Source organism: Ruegeria marisflavi (assembly GCF_025673445.1).
Classification (GTDB): domain Bacteria; phylum Pseudomonadota; class Alphaproteobacteria; order Rhodobacterales; family Rhodobacteraceae; genus Ruegeria_B; species Ruegeria_B marisflavi.
The window spans coordinates 181,571-202,739 of record NZ_JAOVQN010000005.1 but is presented as its reverse complement, the minus strand read 5'-3'; the positions used below and the strand labels follow the sequence as shown (position 1 = coordinate 202,739).

18 protein-coding genes are annotated in these 21,169 nt (G+C 61.0%); 9 read left to right on the top strand and 9 right to left on the bottom strand.

The features are described 5' to 3' along the window. Window positions 1-71: 71 nt before the first annotated feature. Both OEZ49_RS07490 and prfB read left to right on the top strand, forming a co-directional pair. Window positions 72-2,564 (top strand): penicillin-binding protein 1A, encoded by a 2,493-nt coding sequence (locus tag OEZ49_RS07490; RefSeq protein ID WP_263387717.1) that lies wholly within the window; start codon window positions 72-74, stop codon window positions 2,562-2,564. Between the two features lie 173 nt (window positions 2,565-2,737). Next, on the top strand, window positions 2,738-3,865 hold the full coding sequence (gene prfB, locus OEZ49_RS07485; protein WP_164127137.1) for a peptide chain release factor 2: 1,128 nt from the start codon (window positions 2,738-2,740) through the stop codon (window positions 3,863-3,865). Between the two features lie 98 nt (window positions 3,866-3,963). On the opposite strand, the gene OEZ49_RS07480 is transcribed toward prfB, so the two are convergent. Continuing rightward, window positions 3,964-4,395, bottom strand: a complete 432-nt coding sequence (locus OEZ49_RS07480) for a VOC family protein (protein ID WP_263387716.1) — start codon at window positions 4,393-4,395, stop codon at window positions 3,964-3,966. 236 nt (window positions 4,396-4,631) lie between these two features. Here OEZ49_RS07480 and OEZ49_RS07475 point away from each other — a divergent pair, with 236 nt between their 5' ends. Together OEZ49_RS07475 and OEZ49_RS07470 are read left to right on the top strand one after the other, a co-directional pair. Then, window positions 4,632-6,032 (top strand): amidase, encoded by a 1,401-nt coding sequence (locus tag OEZ49_RS07475; protein ID WP_263387715.1) that lies wholly within the window; start codon window positions 4,632-4,634, stop codon window positions 6,030-6,032. Window positions 6,033-6,060: 28 nt separating this feature from the next. Then, a complete protein-coding gene (locus OEZ49_RS07470; protein WP_263387714.1) occupies window positions 6,061-6,831 on the top strand; it encodes a DUF2189 domain-containing protein in 771 nt (256 codons plus the stop codon). Between the two features lie 6 nt (window positions 6,832-6,837). Here OEZ49_RS07470 and OEZ49_RS07465 read toward each other — a convergent pair whose 3' ends face one another. Then, a complete protein-coding gene (locus OEZ49_RS07465) occupies window positions 6,838-7,635 on the bottom strand; it encodes a helix-turn-helix domain-containing protein (protein WP_263387713.1) in 798 nt (265 codons plus the stop codon). 228 nt (window positions 7,636-7,863) lie between these two features. Here OEZ49_RS07465 and OEZ49_RS07460 point away from each other — a divergent pair, with 228 nt between their 5' ends. After that, window positions 7,864-8,223: a hypothetical protein gene (locus OEZ49_RS07460; protein WP_263387712.1), complete on the top strand. Its 360-nt coding sequence runs from the start codon at window positions 7,864-7,866 to the stop codon at window positions 8,221-8,223. 16 nt (window positions 8,224-8,239) lie between these two features. On the opposite strand, the gene ilvN is transcribed toward OEZ49_RS07460, so the two are convergent. Both ilvN and OEZ49_RS07450 read right to left on the bottom strand, forming a co-directional pair. Beyond that, on the bottom strand, window positions 8,240-8,800 hold the full coding sequence (gene ilvN, locus OEZ49_RS07455) for an acetolactate synthase small subunit (RefSeq protein ID WP_234136269.1): 561 nt from the start codon (window positions 8,798-8,800) through the stop codon (window positions 8,240-8,242). 71 nt (window positions 8,801-8,871) lie between these two features. Next, on the bottom strand, window positions 8,872-10,623 hold the full coding sequence (locus tag OEZ49_RS07450) for an acetolactate synthase 3 large subunit (protein WP_263387711.1): 1,752 nt from the start codon (window positions 10,621-10,623) through the stop codon (window positions 8,872-8,874). A 406-nt stretch (window positions 10,624-11,029) separates the two neighbouring features. Between OEZ49_RS07450 and OEZ49_RS07445 the strand changes: the two genes are divergently transcribed. Beyond that, window positions 11,030-11,878: a HalD/BesD family halogenase gene (locus OEZ49_RS07445; protein WP_263387710.1), complete on the top strand. Its 849-nt coding sequence runs from the start codon at window positions 11,030-11,032 to the stop codon at window positions 11,876-11,878. A 6-nt stretch (window positions 11,879-11,884) separates the two neighbouring features. Here OEZ49_RS07445 and OEZ49_RS07440 read toward each other — a convergent pair whose 3' ends face one another. The 3 genes from OEZ49_RS07440 to OEZ49_RS07430 form a co-directional block, all read right to left on the bottom strand. Further along, complete coding sequence (locus OEZ49_RS07440; RefSeq protein ID WP_263387709.1) at window positions 11,885-12,802, bottom strand: calcium/sodium antiporter; 918 nt, start codon at window positions 12,800-12,802, stop codon at window positions 11,885-11,887. 99 nt (window positions 12,803-12,901) lie between these two features. Further along, a complete protein-coding gene (locus tag OEZ49_RS07435; RefSeq protein ID WP_263387708.1) occupies window positions 12,902-13,552 on the bottom strand; it encodes a response regulator transcription factor in 651 nt (216 codons plus the stop codon). After that, window positions 13,549-14,982 (bottom strand): cache domain-containing protein, encoded by a 1,434-nt coding sequence (locus OEZ49_RS07430; protein WP_263387707.1) that lies wholly within the window; start codon window positions 14,980-14,982, stop codon window positions 13,549-13,551. The genes OEZ49_RS07435 and OEZ49_RS07430 overlap by 4 nt, the downstream gene beginning before the upstream one ends. Before the next feature lie 258 nt (window positions 14,983-15,240). Here OEZ49_RS07430 and OEZ49_RS07425 point away from each other — a divergent pair, with 258 nt between their 5' ends. The 3 genes from OEZ49_RS07425 to OEZ49_RS07415 all read left to right on the top strand — a co-directional run bounded on the left by OEZ49_RS07425 (window position 15,241) and on the right by OEZ49_RS07415 (window position 19,742). Then, window positions 15,241-16,326, top strand: coding sequence for a TRAP transporter substrate-binding protein (locus OEZ49_RS07425; protein WP_263387706.1), 1,086 nt, complete (start codon window positions 15,241-15,243; stop codon window positions 16,324-16,326). A 117-nt stretch (window positions 16,327-16,443) separates the two neighbouring features. Further along, complete coding sequence (locus OEZ49_RS07420; RefSeq protein ID WP_263387705.1) at window positions 16,444-17,370, top strand: TRAP transporter small permease subunit; 927 nt, start codon at window positions 16,444-16,446, stop codon at window positions 17,368-17,370. Window positions 17,371-17,387: 17 nt separating this feature from the next. Beyond that, window positions 17,388-19,742: a TRAP transporter large permease gene (locus OEZ49_RS07415; protein ID WP_263387704.1), complete on the top strand. Its 2,355-nt coding sequence runs from the start codon at window positions 17,388-17,390 to the stop codon at window positions 19,740-19,742. Window positions 19,743-19,830: 88 nt separating this feature from the next. On the opposite strand, the gene OEZ49_RS07410 is transcribed toward OEZ49_RS07415, so the two are convergent. After that, complete coding sequence (locus OEZ49_RS07410; protein WP_263387703.1) at window positions 19,831-20,652, bottom strand: arginyltransferase; 822 nt, start codon at window positions 20,650-20,652, stop codon at window positions 19,831-19,833. Window positions 20,653-20,724: 72 nt separating this feature from the next. After that, window positions 20,725-21,162 carry an RDD family protein gene (locus OEZ49_RS07405; RefSeq protein WP_164127162.1) on the bottom strand — a complete coding sequence of 146 codons (438 nt, stop codon included), beginning with the start codon at window positions 21,160-21,162 and terminating at the stop codon, window positions 20,725-20,727. Between the last annotated feature and the right edge of the window lie 7 nt (window positions 21,163-21,169).

Here is a 21,169-nt window from a genome sequence, read left to right as displayed (position 1 = left end):
TCTGCTCTCCGGTTTTGACCCTTGCCGCGCGGGTGCTTATATAGGCGTCACCGCACTACAAGGGCAGCCACGTGATCCGTTTCATCCTCTCCTTCTTCGGGGCGATTTTCAGCCTCGTTACCCTGGGCGTCTTCATGGTGGCCCTGACCATCGGGGGTGTCTTCTGGATGTATGGCCGGGATCTGCCCAGCCATGAATCGCTGGCCGAATACAAGCCGCCGACGATCAGCCGGATCTATTCGGGTGAGGGGCATCTGATCGACGAATTTGCCAAGGAACGGCGGCTGTTCACACCAGCGGACGAGATCCCGGAATTGGTTAAGCAGGCCTTTATTTCGGCTGAAGACAAGAATTTCTACACACACAAGGGGTATGATCCGCGCGGTATCGCAGTCGCAGCATTTGAGGCAGTCCGCACCAAGGGGCAGACGGTGCGCGGCGCTTCGACCATCACGCAGCAGGTGATGAAAAACTTCCTTTTGTCAGGCGACCGTCAAGCCGAGCGCAAGATCAAGGAGATCATCCTGGCAGCAAAGCTGGAGCAGACCCTGAACAAGGAGCAGATCCTCGAGCTTTACATGAACGAGATCTTCCTGGGGCAAAACTCCTATGGGGTCACCGCCGCCGCGCAGACCTATTTCAACAAGACCCTGAGCGAGCTGGCCCCGCATGAGGCGGCCACACTGGCGGCCATGCCCAAGGCGCCGTCCGACTATCACCCGGTCCGTGAAAAACAGCGTCTGCTGGACCGGCGCAACTATGTCCTGCGCGAGATGCGCGAGAACGGCTATATCGATCAGGCGACCTATGAGCACGAGCGTGATCAGCCGCTGCGATCCGTGCAGAACGGTGATTTCGAGAGTTTCCGCACAGCGTTGCCGCCGCGCGACTACTTCACCGACGAGATCCGCCGCCAGCTGAGCGAGGATTTTGGCGAGGGTGAGTTCTTTACCGGCGGGTTTACCGTCCGGGCCTCGATTGACGAGGAAATGCAGGTTGAGGCCGCCAAGGCCCTGCGCAAGGCGCTGGAAGACTATGACCGGCAGCGCGGCAAGTGGCGGGGCACAGGCAAGGCGGTCGATGTTGCGTTTCTGGCCGACGAAGAGGCGTGGCGGAGCGCATTGTCTGCAACAGAGGTGCCGCGCGATGTCGATCTGGGCGGGCGCTGGCATCCCGCCGTGGTGCGGGACATTGGCGACCAGACACTGGTCGTCGGAATCGAGGATGGACCGGCCGACGGGCAAGTTCCACGATCCGACATCAAGTGGATGAAAGGCAGCTTTGCCGACAATCTGAAACTGGGCGATGTTGTTCTGGTCCGCGCCGGAGCCGAGGCGGATACTTGGTCGCTGCGCCAGGTGCCCGAAGTGCAGGGCGGCTTCATGGCGATGGACGTGAATACGGGCCGGGTGCTGGCGATGCAGGGCGGATTCAGTTATCAGGATTCGGTGTTCAACCGGGCGACGCAAGCCTTGCGGCAACCGGGGTCGAGCTTCAAGCCGTTTGTCTATGCCGCGGCCCTGGACAGTGGGTACAGCCCTGCGACGATCGTGGTTGACGCGCCCATCGAGGTGAACACACCCCAGGGCCTGTGGCGTCCCAAGAACTCGTCGAACAAGTTCTATGGCCCGACCCCTCTGCGGACCGGGATCGAACAGTCACGGAACCTGATGACCATCCGCCTGGCGCAGGAGGTTTCGATGCCGGTCGTTGCGGGCTATGCCGAACGGTTCGGGGTCTATGACCACATGGGACCGTTCCTTGCCAACTCGTTGGGGTCCGAGGAAACCACGCTCTACAAGATGGTGGCGGCCTATGCGATGTTCGCCAATGGCGGCGAGCGGGTGGAGCCGACGCTGGTCGACCGGATCCAGGACCGGTTCGGCAAAACCATCTATCGCCACGACCAGCGCGATTGCGTCGACTGCCTGTCCGACCGGCTGGGCGAGGGGCAGGCGCCCCGGATCGTGACCAATCGCGAGCGGGTCATGGACGCGATCACCGCCTATCAGCTGACTTCGATGATGAAAGGCGTCGTCGATCGTGGCACTGCCAGCGGCACGGTCAAGCTGCCGGTTCCGACGGCGGGCAAGACCGGTACCACAAACGATGCAAAGGATGTCTGGTTTATCGGCTTTACCTCGAACATCGTGGCGGGCTGTTACATCGGGTATGACAATCCCTCGCCGCTGGGCCGGGGCGCCTATGGCTCGTCGCTATGTGGTCCGGTGTTCCAGGACTTCATGGAAAAGGCCGTGGCCAAGTATGGCGGAGGGCCATTCGAAATCCCGCCGGGCGGGCATTTCATCAAGATCGACCGGTTCACCGGCGCCCGCCTGCCGGATGACGCCAGCGGCAATTATGTGGTTGCCGAGTATTTCCGCGATGGCGCAGAGCCGATCTTTGGCCTGGCCTATGACGGCGGTTTTGCGATGGGATCCAACCTGCCGCTCTTTGAAGAGGTGCAGCAGGCGGGCCAGCAGGTGCGGACCTCGACCGGAGAGGTTACCACCGTCGGACCCAAGGCGAACTTTGGCACCGTCAGTTCTGGCGGGTTGTATTGAGGACCGGGCGACAGGGTGTAGGTGGCAGGCTTGTGCGGCTCTGACAGGTTTGCCCGGCATGCGCGTGGTCGCAGGCCAGACCGGTTGACCGGCTAACGCCATTCGTGTGCTTGCCCGCGCCACGGCACTCGTTTATCAGGCGGTTTCACGAGAGAAAGAGAGCAGGACAGCCCATGCGCGCCGAGACCCAGAACATCGTGTCCGAGATCGAGAAATCGCTGCGCCTGTTGGCGCAGCGGATGGATTACGAGACCGCGCCGCACCGGCTGGAAGAGTTCAACGCCCGGGTCGAGGACCCCAATCTGTGGGACGATCCGGAGAAGGCGCAGAAACTGATGCGTGAGCGGCAGACGCTGGTCGATGCGATGGAGACCTATACGGCTATCAAGACCGATCTGGGCGACAACATCGAGCTGATCGAGCTGGGCGAGATGGAAGACGACCAGGATGTGGTCAAGGATGCCGAGGCGGCGCTGAAGGCGCTGCGCGCGCGCGCCGCCGAAAAGGAGCTGGAGGCGTTGCTCGATGGCGAAGCCGATGGCAACGACACGTTCCTCGAGATCAACGCGGGCGCAGGCGGGACCGAGAGCTGCGACTGGGCCTCGATGCTGGCGCGCATGTATGTCCGCTGGGCCGAGAAGAAGGGCTACAAGGTCGAGCTGCAATCGGAGAGCGCGGGCGACGAAGCGGGCATCAAGTCGGCGGCCTACAAGATTTCCGGGCACAACGCCTATGGCTGGCTGAAATCTGAAAGCGGCGTGCATCGTCTGGTGCGGATCTCTCCCTTTGATGCGGCGGCGAAACGGCATACCTCGTTCAGCTCGGTCTGGGTTTATCCGGTGGTGGACGACAATATCGAGATCGAGGTGAACCCCAGCGATATCCGCATCGACACCTACCGGTCATCCGGCGCCGGCGGTCAGCACGTGAACACCACCGACTCGGCGGTGCGGATCACCCACATTCCGACCGGCATCGTGGTGACGAGTTCCGAGAAATCGCAGCACCAGAACCGCGACATTGCCATGAAGGCGCTGAAATCGCGGCTCTACCAGCAGGAACTGGACCGCCGCAACGCCGAGATCAACGCGGCGCATGAGGCCAAGGGCGATGCGGGCTGGGGTAACCAGATCCGGTCTTACGTGTTGCAGCCCTATCAGATGGTCAAGGATCTGCGCACCGGGCATGAAACCAGTGACACCAAGGGCGTGCTGGACGGCGATCTGGACGGGTTCATGGCGGCGACGCTGGCGATGAAGGTCTCGGGCAAGAGCCGCGCCGACGCGCAGGCCGAGGACTGAGGCGGAAGGGGGCGCTGCCCCCGCCGCCTGACGGCGTCTCCCCCGGAGTATTTTGAGCGAAATGAAGGCAGGGGGCAGGGGTAACCGGCCCTCTGGTTCTATGCCTCTTCAAGTTCCAGCAGGTTGCCCTCGGGGTCACGCAGATAGACGGCGAGGCAGGGGCGATCCGGCGCACCGATATCGGTGATTTCACCTTGCAGCGCGCCACCGAAGCACAAGGTTCGGCGTACTGCGTCTTGGATATCCGGGGTTTGAAAGCAAAGATGCCCGTAGCCCGGTTCGTTGACCTGTGGCAGTCCCCGTTCGAGGGTCTGCCGATATTGGTGCAGCTCCAGAAACGGGTGTTCGACCCCGGGGAAGTTCAACCAGATGGATCTGATCGTGGCCTGTGGCAGGCCGCATCCGGCGGCTATACGCGTTCCGGTCAGCGTGACTGGTGCCCGGCGCGGCGTGCAGTCGAACACGGAAACATAGAAGGCGGCCAGCCGGTCCGCGTTTCTGGCGGTGATGCTGAAATGGGTAAGCTTCATCTATTTGCCTGGAGGGACTGAGTTGCCGGATATGTCGCCAGAGGGAACGTCTGCGGTTGAGGCAGGGTAAGGGAATACAGAGTGCCGGTGCAACCGGGCGAACCGCCTTGTGACGGCTTCTGTTGGCCGAGGGGTGGGACGAAACAGACCCGGAAAAGATATATTCAAACAGTGGGTTTAAATGCGAATGGCGCGCCGCTAGGCTGCTGGAAAACAGCTCTAGGGAGTCCCCGGATATGGATCTTGTTCGCTCGTCAGCCGCCGATCTTCTAACGGCCTTGGGTTCCCGGCAGTTGAGTGCCGAAAGCCTCATGGGCGCCACGCTCGACCGGATCACCGAGGTCAACCCGAAGGTCAATGCCATCGTGGCGCTGCGCGATGCGGAAACCTTGATGGAAGAGGCGAGGGCTTGCGATGCCGGGCCGGTGCGGGGGCCTCTGCATGGCCTGCCGATCGCGATCAAGGATCTGGAGAGTATCGCCGGTGTGCCCACCACCATGGGCTCGCCGCTGTTTGCGGATTTTGTCGCGGACAAGGACAGTCTCTTGCCGTCGCGTCTGCGGGCCGCCGGAGCGATCCTGATCGGCAAGACGAACGTGCCGGAGTTCGGGATCGGATCGCATACGTTCAACCCGGTCTATGGCGCGACGGGCAATCCCTATCAGCCGGCCCTGTCCTGTGGTGGATCGTCCGGCGGGGCGGCAGTGGCGCTGGCCACCGGTATGACGGCCTTGGCGGATGGATCCGACGAGATGGGGTCGCTGCGCAACCCGGCGGCCTGGAGCAACGTATACGGCTTCCGTCCGACCTGGGGCACCGTGCCGCTTGACCCGGAACGTGAACTGTTCCTGCATCAACTGGCAACGCTTGGCCCGATGGGGCGCAGCCCGGCGGATATCGGGATCATGCTGGATGTGATCGCCGGGGCGGATGCGCGCGTGCCTCTGTCGGTGAACAGCCCCAAGACCGCGCCGGTGTCCCCCGCGGATCTGAAGGGTGTCCGCATCGGCTGGCTGGGCGACTGGGGGGGCGCCTATGCGATGGAGCCGGGGATTCTGGAACTGTGCGAAAGCGGGTTGCGTGTGCTTGAGTCGCTTGGCGCGACTGTCGAGCCGGTTCCGGCCCCGATGGACGCGGCGGCGATCTGGGAGGCCTGGCTGGACCTGCGGTCCTGGGGCAAGGCTGGTTCCTTGGAGCCTTTGCTGCGCCAGAACCGATCGGCGCTGAAGGATACCGCGATCTGGGAGATCGAACGCGGGCTGGATCTGTCGGCAATGGATGTCCACCGCGCCAGTGTCAAACGCTCGAACTGGTACAAGCGGGCAGTCGAACTCTTCGGTGAATTCGATGCGCTGGTTTTACCCTCGGCGCAGGTCTGGCCGTTTGACGTGAACGTGCCTTATCCGAAGGAGATCGTAGGCCGCGCCATGGATACCTATCATCGCTGGATGGAGGTCACGATACCGATTGGCCTGATCGGCCTGCCTTCGCTGGCGGTTCCGGCGGGGTTCGGCCCGCAGGGTGTGCCCATGGGGTTTCAGATTTTTGGCCCGCGCGGCAGTGACGCCCGGATTTTGTCCATTGGCGAAGCCTATCACCAGGCGACGGAATGGCCGCAGAAGAAGCCGGCGATGTAACAGCGGGTCAGGGCAGGGAGGAGCAGTCATGGACAAGCCGTTTGGAGTACCGCCGATGCATCCGGCAACCTTTGCGATGCTGGTCGAGGCATTGCGGCAGGGGTTGCGGGATTATCTGAAGGCACCGATCTTTGGTCTCTTGTTTTCCGGCTTTTACGTGATGTCCGGGCTCTTGATCGCCTGGATCACGCTGTGGACCGGTACGACCTATTGGCTGGTTCTGGCGGCGATCGGGTTTCCCCTGCTCGGGCCCTTCGCGGCGGTGGGGCTTTATGAGGTCTCGCACAGGCTGGAGCAGCGCGAACCTCTGGATTTCGCCGAGATCTTCGGCGTGGTGATCCTGCAAAGCCGCCGCCAGTTGCCGTCGATCTGCGCCATCATGGTGCTGGTTTTCATGTTCTGGTTTTTTCTGGGGCACATGATCTTTGCCCTGTTCCTGGGCCTGTCCACCATGACCAACGTGTCCTCGTCGCTGGAGGTGTTTCTGACCCTGAACGGATTGACGATGCTGGCGGTGGGGACAGTGGTGGGCGCGGGGTTTGCGGCGCTGCTCTACATGATCACCGTGATGTCGATCCCGATGCTGCTGGATCGGGAACTGGACTTTGTCACCGCGATGATCTCGAGTTTCGGATACGTGACCTCGAACCCGGTCGTGATGCTGTCATGGGCCGCCATCGTGGCGGGCATGACGTTCCTTGCCATGTTGCCGGGTTTTCTGGGTCTTTTCCTGGTACTGCCCTGGCTGGGTCATGCATCGTGGCACCTGTACCGCCAGGTGACACGAGAACAGCGCTGACCTGAATTAGCGAAAAGGGTCGTCCGGGCGCAGCAACCGCCGGTGAAACGGCGGCAGGTCTTCCTTGTCCAGGAAACCCGCGTGGCGTGCGGTCTTGTAGACAGTGGCCTTGTCCCGCCCAAGGTGCTCGTAGGCCATCCGGGTGATCCGGTGGTCGGTATCGGGCTCGCGAACCGACCGCGAGACATACCCGACCCAGAAGTTGTTTTCGAACGAAGCGACGCGGGCCAGGTAATTGAACGAGAAGGTCATCGCGTTCCGGCGCGAGATCAGCAAGGCGACTCCGTCGTCCTCGCGCGTGACGTATCCGCGAAACTCCCGCGTGCGGGGGTCGTCGGGGAGGTCTTGCTGGCGCATCGCCTCTCGGGCTTCATAGCCTCGAATGAATGTCGCCCGGTCCTTGCGGAAGACATAGACCAGACCGAGGACGAACTTATTCTCGTTCACGAAACTCCGACGCGTGAACCGGTAAAAGCCGCTTGGAAACTCTTCTTCTTCCAGTGACGAGACATTAGGGCCAAAGAATTCGCCCAGAACCGGCCCGGACAGGATCTGATCCGAGACTGGGATATTGTCAACAGGATCCAACAGAATGCGTGCGTCAACGGAAAAGAACGAGCATATCCGATCAAGCACATCCGGGCGCGGAAAACTCTCGCCAGAGAGATACCTGTTGAATTGGGTCCTGTTGATTCCAAGTTGACGAGAAAGCTCCGAGATCGATGGATACCGGCGGCACAGTTGACGCAGATTTTCGCCAAACATGTTGCGGAGTTCTGCCGGTGTCCTAGTTGGTTTTGTCATTTCATTTCCGCAAAGGTTGGTCTGTTTCTTGCCGCAACATGAAGGACAATTGTGGCTTCCTTCGGCCGAAATCGAAAACTAGACGCTCTTTAGCGACAGGTGTGGTGCGAAAGAGTGTCGAGAAGCTATCGGAGCAGACACAAAATGCAATAGTCGGACACGCAATTTACCATGTTTGAGTCATCATAATTCGCTCAATCTATAAAAAACAAGAAGTTAGGACGGGATATGTTTGGCGTAGTTCTCTGGAGCGACAGTTCTGATCAGAAAGCGGTCATATGGTGCGAAGATCACGGTGATCTGGCATTCTATCGGCAAACTGGCAGCCAAAAAGGGCCAAGTCTGGATGTCGGGGATTGGGTCCAGTTCGACCTGGTCACGAACCGCAACCAGCGTATGGCAACAAATCCGAAGCTGGTAAAACACGGGATTTGTCCGGACCTGCCTGACGTGTTGCTTCATGCGGGGGATGCGAAACTGCGTCAGACGCAAGCGGATCCCGCGTCCTCGGCAAAAATTGTCCCATTCGCCCGTGCTACCGGCAGGAAAGAAGAGGCAGGGGTTCTGGTCAAGGCCTACCCCGCCTGATGGCTAACCGATCGGATCAGTCGCCGCGCAACAGCGCTGCGACACCGGTCCGTGCGATCTCGGCCAAGCCCAGCGGCCGCATCAGATCGGCGAAGGCGTCGATCTTTTCCGGTGCACCGGTGATTTCGAAGACAAAGCTCGACAGGGTGCTGTCGACCACATTGGCGCGAAAGATATCCGCCAGGCGCAGCGCCTCGACCCGCTTGTCGCCGCTGCCCACCACTTTGAGCATTGCAAGTTCGCGCTCGACCGCGCGCCCCTCGACCGTCAGGTCATGCACGTCGCGGACCGAGACGATGCGGCCCAACTGCGCCTTGATCTGTTCGATCACCTGAGGGGTGCCGGTGGTGACGATGGTGATGCGGCTCAGATGGCCGGTGTGATCCACCTCGGCGACGGTCAAGCTTTCGATGTTGTAGCCGCGTCCCGAGAAAAGGCCGATGACGCGGGCCAGGACACCCGGCTCGTTCTCTACCAAGAGCGCGATGGTGTGCCGTTCGGCCACGTCCGAGAAGGTCGGGCGCAGGTTATAGGCGGAGTGGCTCGAAGAGCCTTTCTTGATGTGTAGGGCAGACATGGGGGCCTCTTCCTGAAAGTTGCGGACATCGGCCGAGACAAGCGCGGCCGACAAAAATTCGTCGGGTTTTGTCAGACCAGAACCGCGCCGCCGGCCTGGATGACGCCTTGGGTCTCGGCGTCGCCCAGCAGCATCTCGTTATGCGCTTTGCCCGACGGGATCATCGGGAAGCAATTCTCGTGCTTTTCGACAAGACAATCGAAGATCACCGGCCCGTCATAGTTCAGCATCTCCATGATCGCGTCGTCCAGATCGGCGGGGTCCTTGCACAGGATGCCCTTGGCACCGAAGGCTTCGGCCAGTTTCACGAAATCGGGCAGCGCCTCGGACCAGGATTGTGAATAGCGCTCGCCATGCAGCAGCTCTTGCCACTGGCGCACCATGCCCAGGCGTTCGTTGTTGAGGATGAACTGTTTCACCGGCAGGCGGTACTGCACGGCGGTGCCCATCTCCTGCATGTTCATCAGCCAGGAGGCCTCTCCCGCCACATTGATGACCAATGCGTCGGGATGCGCCATCTGCACACCGATCGAGGCGGGGAAGCCATAGCCCATGGTGCCCAGCCCGCCGGAGGTCATCCAGCGGTTCGGATCCTCGAAGCCAAGGTATTGCGCCGCCCACATCTGGTGCTGGCCAACCTCGGTACAGACGTAACGGTCGCGCCCCTTGGTCAGAGCCTCCAGCCGCTCCAGCGCGTATTGCGGCTTGATGGTCTTTTCCGACGGCTTGTAGGTCAGACAGTTCACCTTGCGCCATTCCGTGATCTGCGCCTGCCATTTCTGCACCGCCTCGGCATTGGTCTTGCGGCCGCGCGATTTCCAGACCTTGAGGATGTCTTCGAGCACATGGCCCACATCGCCGACGATGGGGATGTCTACGCGGATCACCTTGTTGATCGAGCTGGGGTCGATGTCGATATGGGCCTTTTTCGATTTCGGGCTGAACGCGTCGATGCGGCCGGTGATCCGGTCGTCGAAGCGGGCGCCGATATTGATCATCAGGTCACAGCCATGCATGGCCATGTTCGCCTCGTAAAGCCCGTGCATGCCCAGCATGCCCAGCCAGTTCTTGCCCGAGGCCGGGTAGGCGCCCAGACCCATCAGGGTCGAGGTGATGGGAAAGCCGGTCGCATCCACCAGTTCGCGCAGCAGCTGGCTGGCCGCCGGACCCGAGTTGATCACGCCGCCGCCGGTGTAGAACACCGGGCGCTTGGCCTTTTCGATGGCGGCGACAAGCTCGTTGATCTCTTCCATGTCGCCCTTGACCCGGGGCTGGTAATGCGAGGTGATCGCCTTGGGTCCGGTATAGGTGCCGGTTGCGAACTGCACGTCCTTGGGGATGTCGATCAGCACCGGACCGGGGCGGCCCGAGGTGGCGACATGGAAACCTTCGTGGATGGTCTTGGCCAGTTTGTCGGTATCCTTGACCAGCCAGTTATGCTTGGTGCAGGGGCGGGTGATGCCGACGGTGTCGGCCTCCTGGAAGGCGTCCGAGCCGATCATGAAGGTGGGTACCTGGCCGGTCAGCACCACCAGCGGGATCGAGTCGAGCAGCGCGTCGGTCAGGCCGGTCACCGCATTGGTGGCGCCGGGGCCCGAGGTCACCAGCACAACGCCGGGCTTGCCGGTTGAGCGGGCATAGCCCTCGGCCGCGTGCACCGCGCCCTGTTCGTGCCGCACCAGGATGTGGCGAATGTCGTTTTGCAGAAAGATCTCGTCATAGATCGGCAGGACGGCGCCGCCCGGATAGCCGAATACCGTATCCACGCCCTGATCCTTGAGGGCCTGAACCACCATTTTTGCGCCGGTCATCTCACGTGTCATCTGCTTTGCTCCATTCGCGACATGCGTCTTTTCGATTCAGCATAAAAAAAGCCCCCGAATTTTCGGAGGCGCATGGGGACGATTATGGTCTACCGTTACCGGCCCATGCGCTTCGTTCCTACGATTACGACTAGCGAGGTCATTGCCATCGGCTCCTTTAGCTTGGCCGGGACATTATGGGCGAGGGGACGGAGCGTCAACAGGCAATTGGGCGAAAAACCTGTCTCGCAGGGCCTAAATCGCGACATTTTCTTGCGCAGAATGCCGCAGGTCGCGACATTTCTGCGATTTGTCCCCGATCAAGTGGTCTCTTGCGACCTGTTTTGCTGCCCTATGCGCCGCAAACAGGCCAGATACAGCCGAGTCACCCGTCCAGTCTGGGAGAAAGATGGACGGGAGAAACGCGATGGAACTGCACGATCTGATTGACCTGGGCCGCTATCCGATCGACCGGCCTGACAGTGCGGCCTATGCCACGTTGCTGGCCGATCTCCGACGCGAGATCGCCGAGGACGGCTGTGCCGTCCTGCCCGGGTTTGCCAGTGCGCGCGGGGTTGCGCATTTGACTGCCGAGGCGGACGCGGTTGCCCATCTGGGGCATCGGAGCTTTAGCCGAACAAACGTGTATTTTTCGCAGGACGATCCGTCCTTGCCCGCAGATCATCCGGTGCGGCAGTTCTATGACCGGTCCAACGCCTTTGTCCCGGCAGACAATTTTCCGCCCGAAGGCCCGCTGCGGATGATTTACGAGGCCGCCCCCTTCATGCCTTTCATTCGCGATGCGCTGAACGAGCCGGTGGACCGGTTCTTTCGCTATGACGATCCGCTGGCGGATGTCATCGTGAACGCGGTCGAGGCAGGGCAAGGGTTCCCCTGGCATTTCGACACGAACAATTTTACCGTCACGCTGGCCATCCAGAACGGCAGTTCGGGCGGTGCGTTCGAATATGTGCCCGGTCTGCGGACCGCGCAGGACGAGAACTTTGCGGGTGTAGGACAGGTCCTGGCCGGAGATCGCAGCAAGGTTCGGGTTCTTGAGCTGCGGCGGGGCGATTTGCAGATTTTCAAGGGCCGCTACGCGCTGCACCGGGTGGCCCCGGTCGAAGGGCCGCGGCGGCGCTATGTCGGCATCTTTTCCTTTGTCGAGACCGAGGGGATGTGTGGCGGGGTGGAGCGGACCCGACAGCTCTATGGCCGGGTCCTGCCGAGGCATTACGAACGGGCAGGGCTCAGATCCGATGCCTTGATGGATTGAGCCGGGTCAGCTCAGCCCCATCCACCCCAGATAACCGACATAACCGGCGAGCATTGCAGCGCCCGCAAGCCGCGAAATGCCGCCAGACCACAGAAGAAAGGTCAGCAGCAGTGCGGCGGTCAAGGCGATTGGCGTGTCGAGTGTCAGAAAGCGTGCGCCTGCCTGAACCGGGGCGATGACGGCGGTCACGCCCAGAATGCCCAGGATGTTGAACAGGTTCGATCCGATCACATTGCCCAGCGACATCGCCGAGTTGCGCCGGAACGCGGCGATGACCGAAGTTGCAAGCTCGGGCAGGGAGGTGCCTATCGCAACGATGGTCAGGCCGATCACCGCCTCGGAAATATGTGCCATACGCGCCAGTTCGGTGGCGCTGTCCACCAGCAGGCGCGCGCCAAAGACAAGAGCTACCAGGCCGCCGGCGATCTGAAGCACGGCCAAAGGGCGGAATCGGCGTTCGACAATTAGGTTGTCCTGTGGATCGGCATCGACCTGACGGATCGAGCTCCACAGGAACAGGGCCAGACCGGTGAGCATCAAGATACCATCCAACCGGGACAGGCGGCCGTCCGCAAGCAAGGCTGCAAGCGCCAGAGTGGCCAGGATGACAAGTATGAGGTCCTTGCGCACTTCGATGAAGCTGCTGACGATGGGAAACAATACGGCGGCGAGGCCGAGGATGAGCAGGATGTTTGCGGTATTTGATCCGATCACATTGCCAAGGGCGATGTCGGGGGCATGAGCCAGGGCTGCGTTGACCGAGACCAGCAGTTCGGGCAGCGAGGTTCCGAACCCGACGACGATCATGCCGATGACCAATGGAGGGATGCGCAAGGCGATAGCGGTAGAGGTTGCGCCGCGCACAAGAAAGTCGCCGCCGAGGATGAGGGCCGTCAGCCCGGCAGCGAAGGAGAGGAGGATCATGTCTGCCTCGAAAGGGGAGTTGCCAGCAGCAAATGATCAGGTGGCGTGACCTTTACAAGGGGGCGTGCGCGCTATTTTCGTGGCCTGGACGAAACCCGCCTACAGCCCGACTCCGGTACCTTGCAGAACCCCGTGTTCCAATGCGTAACGGGTCAGCCCGGCGGTCGATGAAATGCCCAGCTTGCGCTTGATGTTCTTGCGGTGGGTCTCGACCGTGCGGACGGAAATGTCCAGCGCGATGGCCACCTCCTTGTTGGACTTGCCCTGTGCCAGTTGCAGCAGGATCGTCTGTTCGCGCCCGGTAAGCGCCTCGCGCGCCTCTTCGCCCTCCTTGGGCTCCAGCGATCCCTTGGCTCCGGTGCAGAGATAACGTTCGCCGCGCATCACCGCGTCGATGGCCTGCTTGATCTCTTCGGTGGGCACGTCTTTGAGCACATAGCCCATTGCGCCATGGCTGAGCGCGGTTGAGATATACTCCGGGCTGTCATGCATCGACAGGATCAGGATACGGGTATCTGGCATCTGCTCCAGAATGATCTCGGTCGCGCTCAGCCCGCCAAGGCCCGGCATATTGAGATCCATCAGGATCACGTCGGGACAGAGTGCCAGCGTCCGCCCGACGGCCTCGCGCCCGTCATGCACGGTTCCGATCACCTGAAGCCCGTCATAGCTCTCAAGGATTGCCTGGATGCCTTCGGCCACCATCGGATGGTCGTCGACGATTAGGATGCGGACGGGATCGGCGGTCATGAGGATACCTTTCTTTTCTGCGTCGCGTCCTCTTGCGGGGGCAGAAGATGGCTGAGCGGCAGGCTGACTTCGATGACGGTTCCGGTCTGGGCGCCGCGGGACGACAGGATGCGAAGGGTTCCGTCAAGCTGCTCGATCCGCTCTTGCATGTTGCGCAAACCAAGCCCGGGTCCGGTTTTGCCGGGGCCGGAGCGGATACCGCGCCCGTTGTCGGCGATACGCATGGTTGCGCCTTTCTTGTGCCCGCGCAAGTCGATCGAGACGCGCGTCGCGCCCGAGTGCCGCTCGATATTGGTGAGCGCCTCTTGCGCGATCCGGTAAAGCGCGATCTTGCTGTTCTGGTCCAGCCGGTTGCGGAACACCACGGTGGTGAACTCCGTCTCGATCCCGGTGCGCTCGCGGAAATCATCGGTGAGCGATTTCAGTGCAGGGCCAAGGCCAAGGTCGTCGAGCACACCGGGGCGCAGATCGCGGCTGATCCGGCGGACCTCGGTGATTGCGGTGCCCAGATGATCGATTCCCTTGTCGAGTGGCGGTTCGGCTCCTTCCTTGTCGCCGCGTGCCAGTTTGCGCCGGGCGTTGTCGAGGGCGTAGCGGACGCCGACCAGGATCTGGCTGATTCCGTCGTGCAATTCGCGGGCGACCCGGCCGCGCTCCTCCTCCTGCGCGTCGAACACGCGTTGGGTCAGTTCCTTGAGCTTGGCGTCGGCCAGGCGGCGTTCGCGGATATTGATCACCATCCCGGAGCCGAAAACGACCAGTAGCGCCGCGAGTGCGATTGCGCCGATATAGAGAAAGGTCCGGCGCACGCGCAGCTGGGTTTCGGCCCGCGATGCCGCGACCGATGCGAGGACATCGTCGATGAATACCCCAGTTCCAACCGCCCAACGCCAGTCCTGAAGTCCGACCACATAGGCGACCATCTGTGCTTCTTCCCCGGTCGACGGTTTTTCCCACATGAAAGAGTGCCACCCGGCGCCTTGCCGGGCCAGCCGGATGAATTCGTCAACAACGGGGATACCTTGGCTGTCGGTCAGTCCTTCCCAGTTGCGGTTGATAAATTCCGTCTGGCGCGGGCTGACAAGGTTGTTGCCGTCGTAGTCGTAGACAAAGAAGAAGCCGTCTTGGCCATAGATCATCGCGGCCAGAATCTGGGCTACCCGGGTTTTGGCCTCTTCGTCGTCGGGCGCGGCGGGGCCGTAGATATGGGCAAACCCGTTGCGAGCCTGGGTGACGTAATTGCGCAACTCGGCCTTCTTGGCGCTCAAGAGCTGCCGTTCCAACGCCTGGATCTCGCGTTCCGCCAGGGTCTGCGCCTGATAGGCAACCAGCGCGGCAATCGCGGTAACCGCCACGACAAGCGGTAGCGTCGCCAGAAGTGAAATCTTCTGAGCGTAGTTGGGCCGGATCAGGGTTCGCAGCCGTCGCATGGCGAATCGATACGAAAAACGGACGCGAAAGCAAAGCCTGAGATCGACCGCAGGTCCCGCACATCCGCCGAGCAGCGGAGCGAAGAGGACAAAAAAAGGTGACTTGACGGGCTGTTCGCCCGTTTTTCCACCCCTGCTACGTAGTACTAGGTATTCCCTTACGGGATGACCTCTCGCTACCTTTGCGCCACTGAAACGATCCACCCGAAGGGAATGAACCCTCGGGTGTGTACGACTTGCAAGGGGAGGAAATACTCTATGGATCGTCGTTCTTTTTTGAAAACCTCGGCAATGGGCGGTGCAGCCGCTGCGGCCACCACCGCTCTGGCCGCTCCGGCCTATGCGCAGGGCAAGCGGACGCTGACCATGGTCACCACCTGGGGCCGTGGTCTGGCGGGTGTGCATGACTCGGCTCAGCGGGTTGCCGACAACATCACCGCCATGTCCGATGGCAACCTGACCGTGGACCTGAAGGCCGCTGGCGAACTGGTGGGCGCGTTCGAAGTATTCGACGCCGTTACCTCGGGCCAGGCCGACATGTACCATGGTGCCGACTACTACTTCGTGGGTCAGCACCCGGGCTATGCCTTCTTTACCGCCGTGCCGTTCGGCATGACCGCTCAGGAACTGGTCAACTGGTACTATTTCGACGGCGGCATGGAGCTGCATGACGAGCTGGGTCAGATCTTTGGCCTGAAATCCTTCCTGGCCGGCAACACCGGCGCACAGGCCGGCGGCTGGTTCTCGAAAGAGATCAACGGCCCCGAAGATTTCAACGGCCTGAAGTTCCGTATGCCGGGTCTGGGCGGCAAGGCGCTGGGCAAGCTGGGCGCATCGGTGCAGAACATTCCGGGTTCGGAAGTGTACCAGGCCCTGTCCTCGGGCGCTATCGACGGGACCGAGTGGATCGGCCCCTGGGCGGACGAAAAGGCCGGCTTCCAGGAAATCACCAAGACCTACTACACCGCCGGCTTCCACGAGCCGGGCGCGGGTCTGTCGGTTGCCACCAACCGCGAAGTGTACGAAAGCCTGAGCCCCGCGCATCAGAAGATCATCGAGATCGCGGCTGGCGAATGCCACCAGTGGAACCTGGCACAGTTCCTGTCCAACAACGGTGCGGCGCTCCAGCGTCTGCAAGCGGGCGGCGTGAAGGTCATGGAATTCCCCGACAGCGTCTGGGATGCCTTCGGCAAGGCCAGCCAGGAAGTCATGGCAGAGAACATGGGCGACGAGCTGTTCAAGAAGATCTACGACAGCGCAATGGCGTCGATGAAGTCGTCGTCGGCCTGGTTGAACCTGTCGTCGGGTGTCTACACCGCGCAGCGCGACCGCGTACTGGGCTGATCCCGCGCACAGTGCAAAAACAGTACCCCCGCCATCAGGCGGGGGGCTTTCCCTTTGCCTGAGCCCGGACTGATGGGGTCTGCATAGGCGGCTCGGCAAGCGTCTCTCGGGGGCAACATGCAGGAAGATAACGGTATCTCCTTTTTCGGCGCCCTATGGAACGGTCTGATATGGCTGGTTCAGAACATCGCCGAGTCCTTCTACAACTTTGGCTACGCGGTCACGCATCCCCAGCTCTGGCTTGATTGGTCGGACAAGGAAGCGGTGATGCGTTTCGTCTACTATGGCGGCTCGGTCGAGTTCTTCTTTGTCGTCTTCACCTTCGTGCTGATCCTGACCGCCGTCGGCATGTTCTATCGTAATTTCATGTGGGGCATGGTCCGTGTTCTCGAAGGGTTCGCCAACACGGTTGGCCGGTTCTTTGCCTGGGCTGGCCTCTTGATGGTGCTGCAACAGATTATCATCGTGTTCATCCAGCGGGTCTTTGCACGTCCTGATCTGTCGTTCGGGTTGGGCATTCCGATCTCGTTCGACGTGAGCTGGTGGTCCGAGGAACTGAAGCTTTACAACGCGATGGTTGTCTGCCTCTGCGCGACATATACCTTTGTTCAGGGCGGTCACGTGCGCGTTGACCTGGTTTATTCCGGTATCAGCCACCGGGCGAAGCGGGTGGTCGACATGTTCGGCTCTCTGTTCTTCATGATGCCGATGGCCGTGGTGACCTGGCTTTACGGCTGGTATTTCCTGTGGCGTCACCTGATCGTGCCGAACCCGTCGGCCAGTGACCAGCTTGACCGGCTCTTGATGAAATCGCGCGCCATGCGCTGGAACGTGGAAACGATCGGTTTCAGCCCCAATGGATTCAACGGGTACTTCCTGTTCAAGATCCTGCTGGTGGCGTTTGCAGCGATGATCTTCATTCATGCGGTCGCGTTCTTCTATCGCTCCTGGCTGGAGTACGTGGAAGGCGAAGGCAGCGTCGGAAAATACCTCGACAAGGATACTCTTGGCGAGGGCGAAGAGGCCTATGAAGGCACGCATTAAGAATAGGAACTGGGGACATGCTATTCGGTCTTGATGGCGTCGAAATCGGCCTCATTATTGTCTTTCTCTGCCTCTTCGGGGGCATTCTCTCGGGCTTCCCGGTGGCCTTTGCCATCGGCGGTGCCGGGATCATCTCCTTCGGCATCATCGCGGCGCTCGACAGCGCGGGATTGCTGATCCATCAGGCCATCGACACTTCGTCGCAAGCCTATCACGATCTGGTCAATTCCGGCATAAGGCCGGATACGATATCGATCTTCCGATACCCGGATCTGCCACGCGCCGCCGAACATGTGTTCACCGGTGGCTGGCAAACCGCGATGGACCGCAACATCGCATTCATCGTGAACCGGATGAACGAGCGTGTGCTTGCCGGACAGTCGATTGAAACGCTGCTGGCCGTGCTGATGTTCGTTCTCATGGGCATCACGCTGGAACGGTCGAAGATCGCCAACGATCTTCTGACGACGATGGCACGGGTGTTTGGCCCGCTGCCGGGCGGTCTGGCTGTCTCCATCGTCGTCGTGGGGGCGTTCCTTGCTGCCTCGACCGGGATCGTCGGTGCAACGGTGGTCACCATGGGCCTGCTGGCCCTGCCGACCATGCTGCGCAACAACTACTCGCCGGAGCTGGCGACAGGCGTGATTGCCGCCTCTGGTACGCTGGGGCAGATCATTCCGCCGTCGATCGTGATCGTTCTTCTGGGAACGCTGGCCGGTGATCTTTACTCTACCGCGCAGGAAACCCGTGCCATCGAAGCCGGCTGTTCGGATGCCCTGACCTATCTGGGCGAACCGGCGGTGGTCTCTGTCGGGACGCTGTTTCAGGCGGCACTTTTGCCCGGCATCATGCTGGCCGTGCTCTATGCGGTCTACGCCTTCGGCTTTGCCCTTTTGAACCCGGACAAGGCGCCTGCCGTGGCGATGACCGGCCGCACCGGTGAGGTTGTCACCCGGTCCGAGGCCTTTACCTGGCTTCTGGGCGCGCCCATCGCGTTGATCGTCGGCACCATCCTGATGGCCAATGTTGGAATCGTGGGCAGTCAGGACCTGACGGTGTCTGGCTTCTCGGACAGCTCGAAATCCGCCAGCCTGCGCACCAATGTGTCCGAAGACTGTAAGGCGTCGATGATTGCGCTGCACGGGCAGGAGGCATGGGATGCCGCCGTCGTCGAGCAGGAGGCCATCGACAAGGCGGGCGGCGTGCAGGAAGCGCACAAGCTGACCGAAGAAGAGATTGCCGCCGCGCTGGAGGCCAAGATCGCCGCTGCTGCGCCGATCGGCACCGGTGTTGCGACGCTCTTCGTTCTGTTGGGGCTGACGCTGGTTGTTGGTCGCGGTGTGGCTCCGTCTCAGGACCCGCGTCCGCTGATGATCGGCGGGCTTGGTCTGGCGCTCACGCTGCTGGTCGACATCCTGCTGGTCGCGCCCACGACGTCGTCTGGGGTGACCGTGCTGTTGCTGGCGATCCCGACTGCCTTGGCTCTTTACGGGTGCAAGGCCGCCGCGGCGCGCTGTGCGACCAATGATCTGATCCGGGTGGTGTTCCCGCCGCTAGTTCTGATCATCGCGGTTCTGGGCTCGATCCTGGGCGGTGTAACCAACCCGACGCCGGCCGCGGCGCTGGGTGCGGGCGGGGCCATCATGCTGGCGGCCTACCGCCGGTTGAAGGACGAAGGACGCTCGGGCGCGATCATCATCTGGTCGACTTTCGCCATCATCGTCTGTCTACTGATCGGGGTGAACTTTGACCTGCGCATCAATCAGGGCAATGTTTCGTTTGAAAGCTGGGTCGCCTTCACCTTTGCCTATGCCACTTATGCCTATGCGCTGTTCGGGTTGTTGTTCGGGTGCTGGGTTCTGTTTGCTGGCGGCGTGCTGTCACCCATCGTGCGGGAAACTGCCAAGGTGACCTCGATGGTCTTTACCATCCTGATCGGCTCGCAGCTGTTGAACCTTGTGGTGATCTCCTTTGGTGGTGAGCACTACATCCAGGATTTCCTGAAGAGTTTCGACAATGAATTCACGGTCTTCCTGATCGTGATGCTGGTGCTCTTCATCCTTGGGTTCGTGCTCGACTTCCTCGAGATCATCTACATCGTGATTCCGATCGTCGGGCCGGTGATCTATGGCGGGTCCTTCGATCCGAAATGGGTGACGATCATGGTGGCGGTGAACCTGCAAACCTCATTCCTGACACCGCCGTTCGGTTTTGCGCTGTTCTACCTGCGCGGGGTTGCACCCAAGGAAGTGACCACCGGTCACATCTATAGGGGCATTATTCCCTTTGTGATCATCCAGGTGATCGGCATCGGCATCCTGTGGATGTTCCCGGCGATCGTGACCATAGTTCCGGCACTGATTCCGAACTGACGAAATAATGCGAGAAAAAGAAAAGGGGGCCTTCTGGCCCCCTTACTTTTTACTGAGAAACTGCCAAGCGACGCATTCCGCCACCACGTCAACTAGTGGTCGGCCAGCGATCGGGCAGTTGGATATTTGCGACCTGTTCGGCGATCGGATCCGTCGACAGGGGGTGGCGCGCAGCGTCATGCGACTCGGGATTGTCGAGTGGATGCCAGGCCCCACCGCGATAGATTTCGAGCCCTGAGAACCGGGACTTGTAGCCCATCTTTGGACTGCCGGGCACCCAGTAGCCGAGATAGACATAGGGCAGGCCGGTTTCGCGCGCGATCTCGATGTGATCGAGGATCATGTACGTGCCTAGAGAATTACGGTGCTGATCGGGATCGTAGAAGGAATAGACCATGCTGAGCCCGTCATCGAGAACGTCCGTCAGACTGACCGCGGTCAGGGTCCCATTTTCCTGATCGGCATATTCGATGACCCGGCTGCGGATCGGCGTTTCCTCGATCATCGCAGCGAATTCGAACACATCCATGTCAGCCATGCCGCCATCGGCGTGCCGACTGTCCAGATAGCTGCGGAACAGATCAAACTGCTCGTCCGTCGCCCAGGGAGAGGTGGCGCGCCGGGTCAGGTGGGCGTTGCGTTTCAGCGTGCGCCGTTGACCGCGTGACAGGGAAAAGGCCTTCACGTCAATGCGCGCAGACAGGCAGGCCGAGCAATCCGCGCACGAGGGCCGATAGAGCACGTTCTGGGAACGTCGGAAACCCTGTTGTGAAAGGGAGTTGTTCAGGCGTTCCGCGCCTTGGCCCTGAAGCGCCGTGAACAGTTTCCTTTCCATCCTGTCCGCCAGATAGGGGCAGGGTTGCGGTGCCGTCACATAGAATTGTGGCGCGATAGGCAGCGTATGGCGCATGGTTGTCCCGTGGTTGCTTGGCGGGATGATAGCAATCGATCCGAAACCCGCCAAGTGACCAAAGTCACATCATCAGGCATAGGCTCTGCGATTGATTGCGACAGTTCCCAGCACCGCGTCAGTCAACCCCTGAGCTCGGGACCCAAGCAGCATCATCAGGATCGAGATGATCTGAAGAACGGGGATTGCCATGCTGACGGTATAGCCTGCGGTATGGGCCAGCGCGAGGCCTCCATCCAGCCGCGAACCATAAGCGTCCCGCAGTTCTACGCCGACGAACCGCATGCCCCAGGTGGCAGACCCTCCGGCGATGGTGGCCACGCGATAGACAAAGCCCACCACCAGGTAGAGGATGGGCCAGACAAAGGCCCCGACAAAGGCGGTCAGCAAAACGACGATCAGGCTGAGAAACAGAATGACGCAGGTGTCGAATACCCAGGCGAAGAAGCGTTTGACCGCAACGCTCTGGTAGAATTCGGGCTGGTGGTCGGGATGGGGCAGGTGTGTCATTTGGTTG

Coding starts and splice junctions, on each gene's coding strand:
- prfB (WP_164127137.1), top strand. CDS start 2,738: ATGCGCGCCGAGACCCAGAACATCGTGTCCGAGATCGAGAAATCGCTG.
- OEZ49_RS07480 (WP_263387716.1), bottom strand. CDS start 4,395: ATGAAGCTTACCCATTTCAGCATCACCGCCAGAAACGCGGACCGGCTG.
- OEZ49_RS07475 (WP_263387715.1), top strand. CDS start 4,632: ATGGATCTTGTTCGCTCGTCAGCCGCCGATCTTCTAACGGCCTTGGGT.
- OEZ49_RS07470 (WP_263387714.1), top strand. CDS start 6,061: ATGGACAAGCCGTTTGGAGTACCGCCGATGCATCCGGCAACCTTTGCG.
- OEZ49_RS07465 (WP_263387713.1), bottom strand. CDS start 7,635: ATGACAAAACCAACTAGGACACCGGCAGAACTCCGCAACATGTTTGGC.
- OEZ49_RS07460 (WP_263387712.1), top strand. CDS start 7,864: ATGTTTGGCGTAGTTCTCTGGAGCGACAGTTCTGATCAGAAAGCGGTC.
- ilvN (WP_234136269.1), bottom strand. CDS start 8,800: ATGTCTGCCCTACACATCAAGAAAGGCTCTTCGAGCCACTCCGCCTAT.
- OEZ49_RS07450 (WP_263387711.1), bottom strand. CDS start 10,623: ATGACACGTGAGATGACCGGCGCAAAAATGGTGGTTCAGGCCCTCAAG.
- OEZ49_RS07445 (WP_263387710.1), top strand. CDS start 11,030: ATGGAACTGCACGATCTGATTGACCTGGGCCGCTATCCGATCGACCGG.
- OEZ49_RS07440 (WP_263387709.1), bottom strand. CDS start 12,802: ATGATCCTCCTCTCCTTCGCTGCCGGGCTGACGGCCCTCATCCTCGGC.
- OEZ49_RS07435 (WP_263387708.1), bottom strand. CDS start 13,552: ATGACCGCCGATCCCGTCCGCATCCTAATCGTCGACGACCATCCGATG.
- OEZ49_RS07430 (WP_263387707.1), bottom strand. CDS start 14,982: ATGCGACGGCTGCGAACCCTGATCCGGCCCAACTACGCTCAGAAGATT.
- OEZ49_RS07425 (WP_263387706.1), top strand. CDS start 15,241: ATGGATCGTCGTTCTTTTTTGAAAACCTCGGCAATGGGCGGTGCAGCC.
- OEZ49_RS07420 (WP_263387705.1), top strand. CDS start 16,444: ATGCAGGAAGATAACGGTATCTCCTTTTTCGGCGCCCTATGGAACGGT.
- OEZ49_RS07415 (WP_263387704.1), top strand. CDS start 17,388: ATGCTATTCGGTCTTGATGGCGTCGAAATCGGCCTCATTATTGTCTTT.
- OEZ49_RS07410 (WP_263387703.1), bottom strand. CDS start 20,652: ATGCGCCATACGCTGCCTATCGCGCCACAATTCTATGTGACGGCACCG.
- OEZ49_RS07405 (WP_164127162.1), bottom strand. CDS start 21,162: ATGACACACCTGCCCCATCCCGACCACCAGCCCGAATTCTACCAGAGC.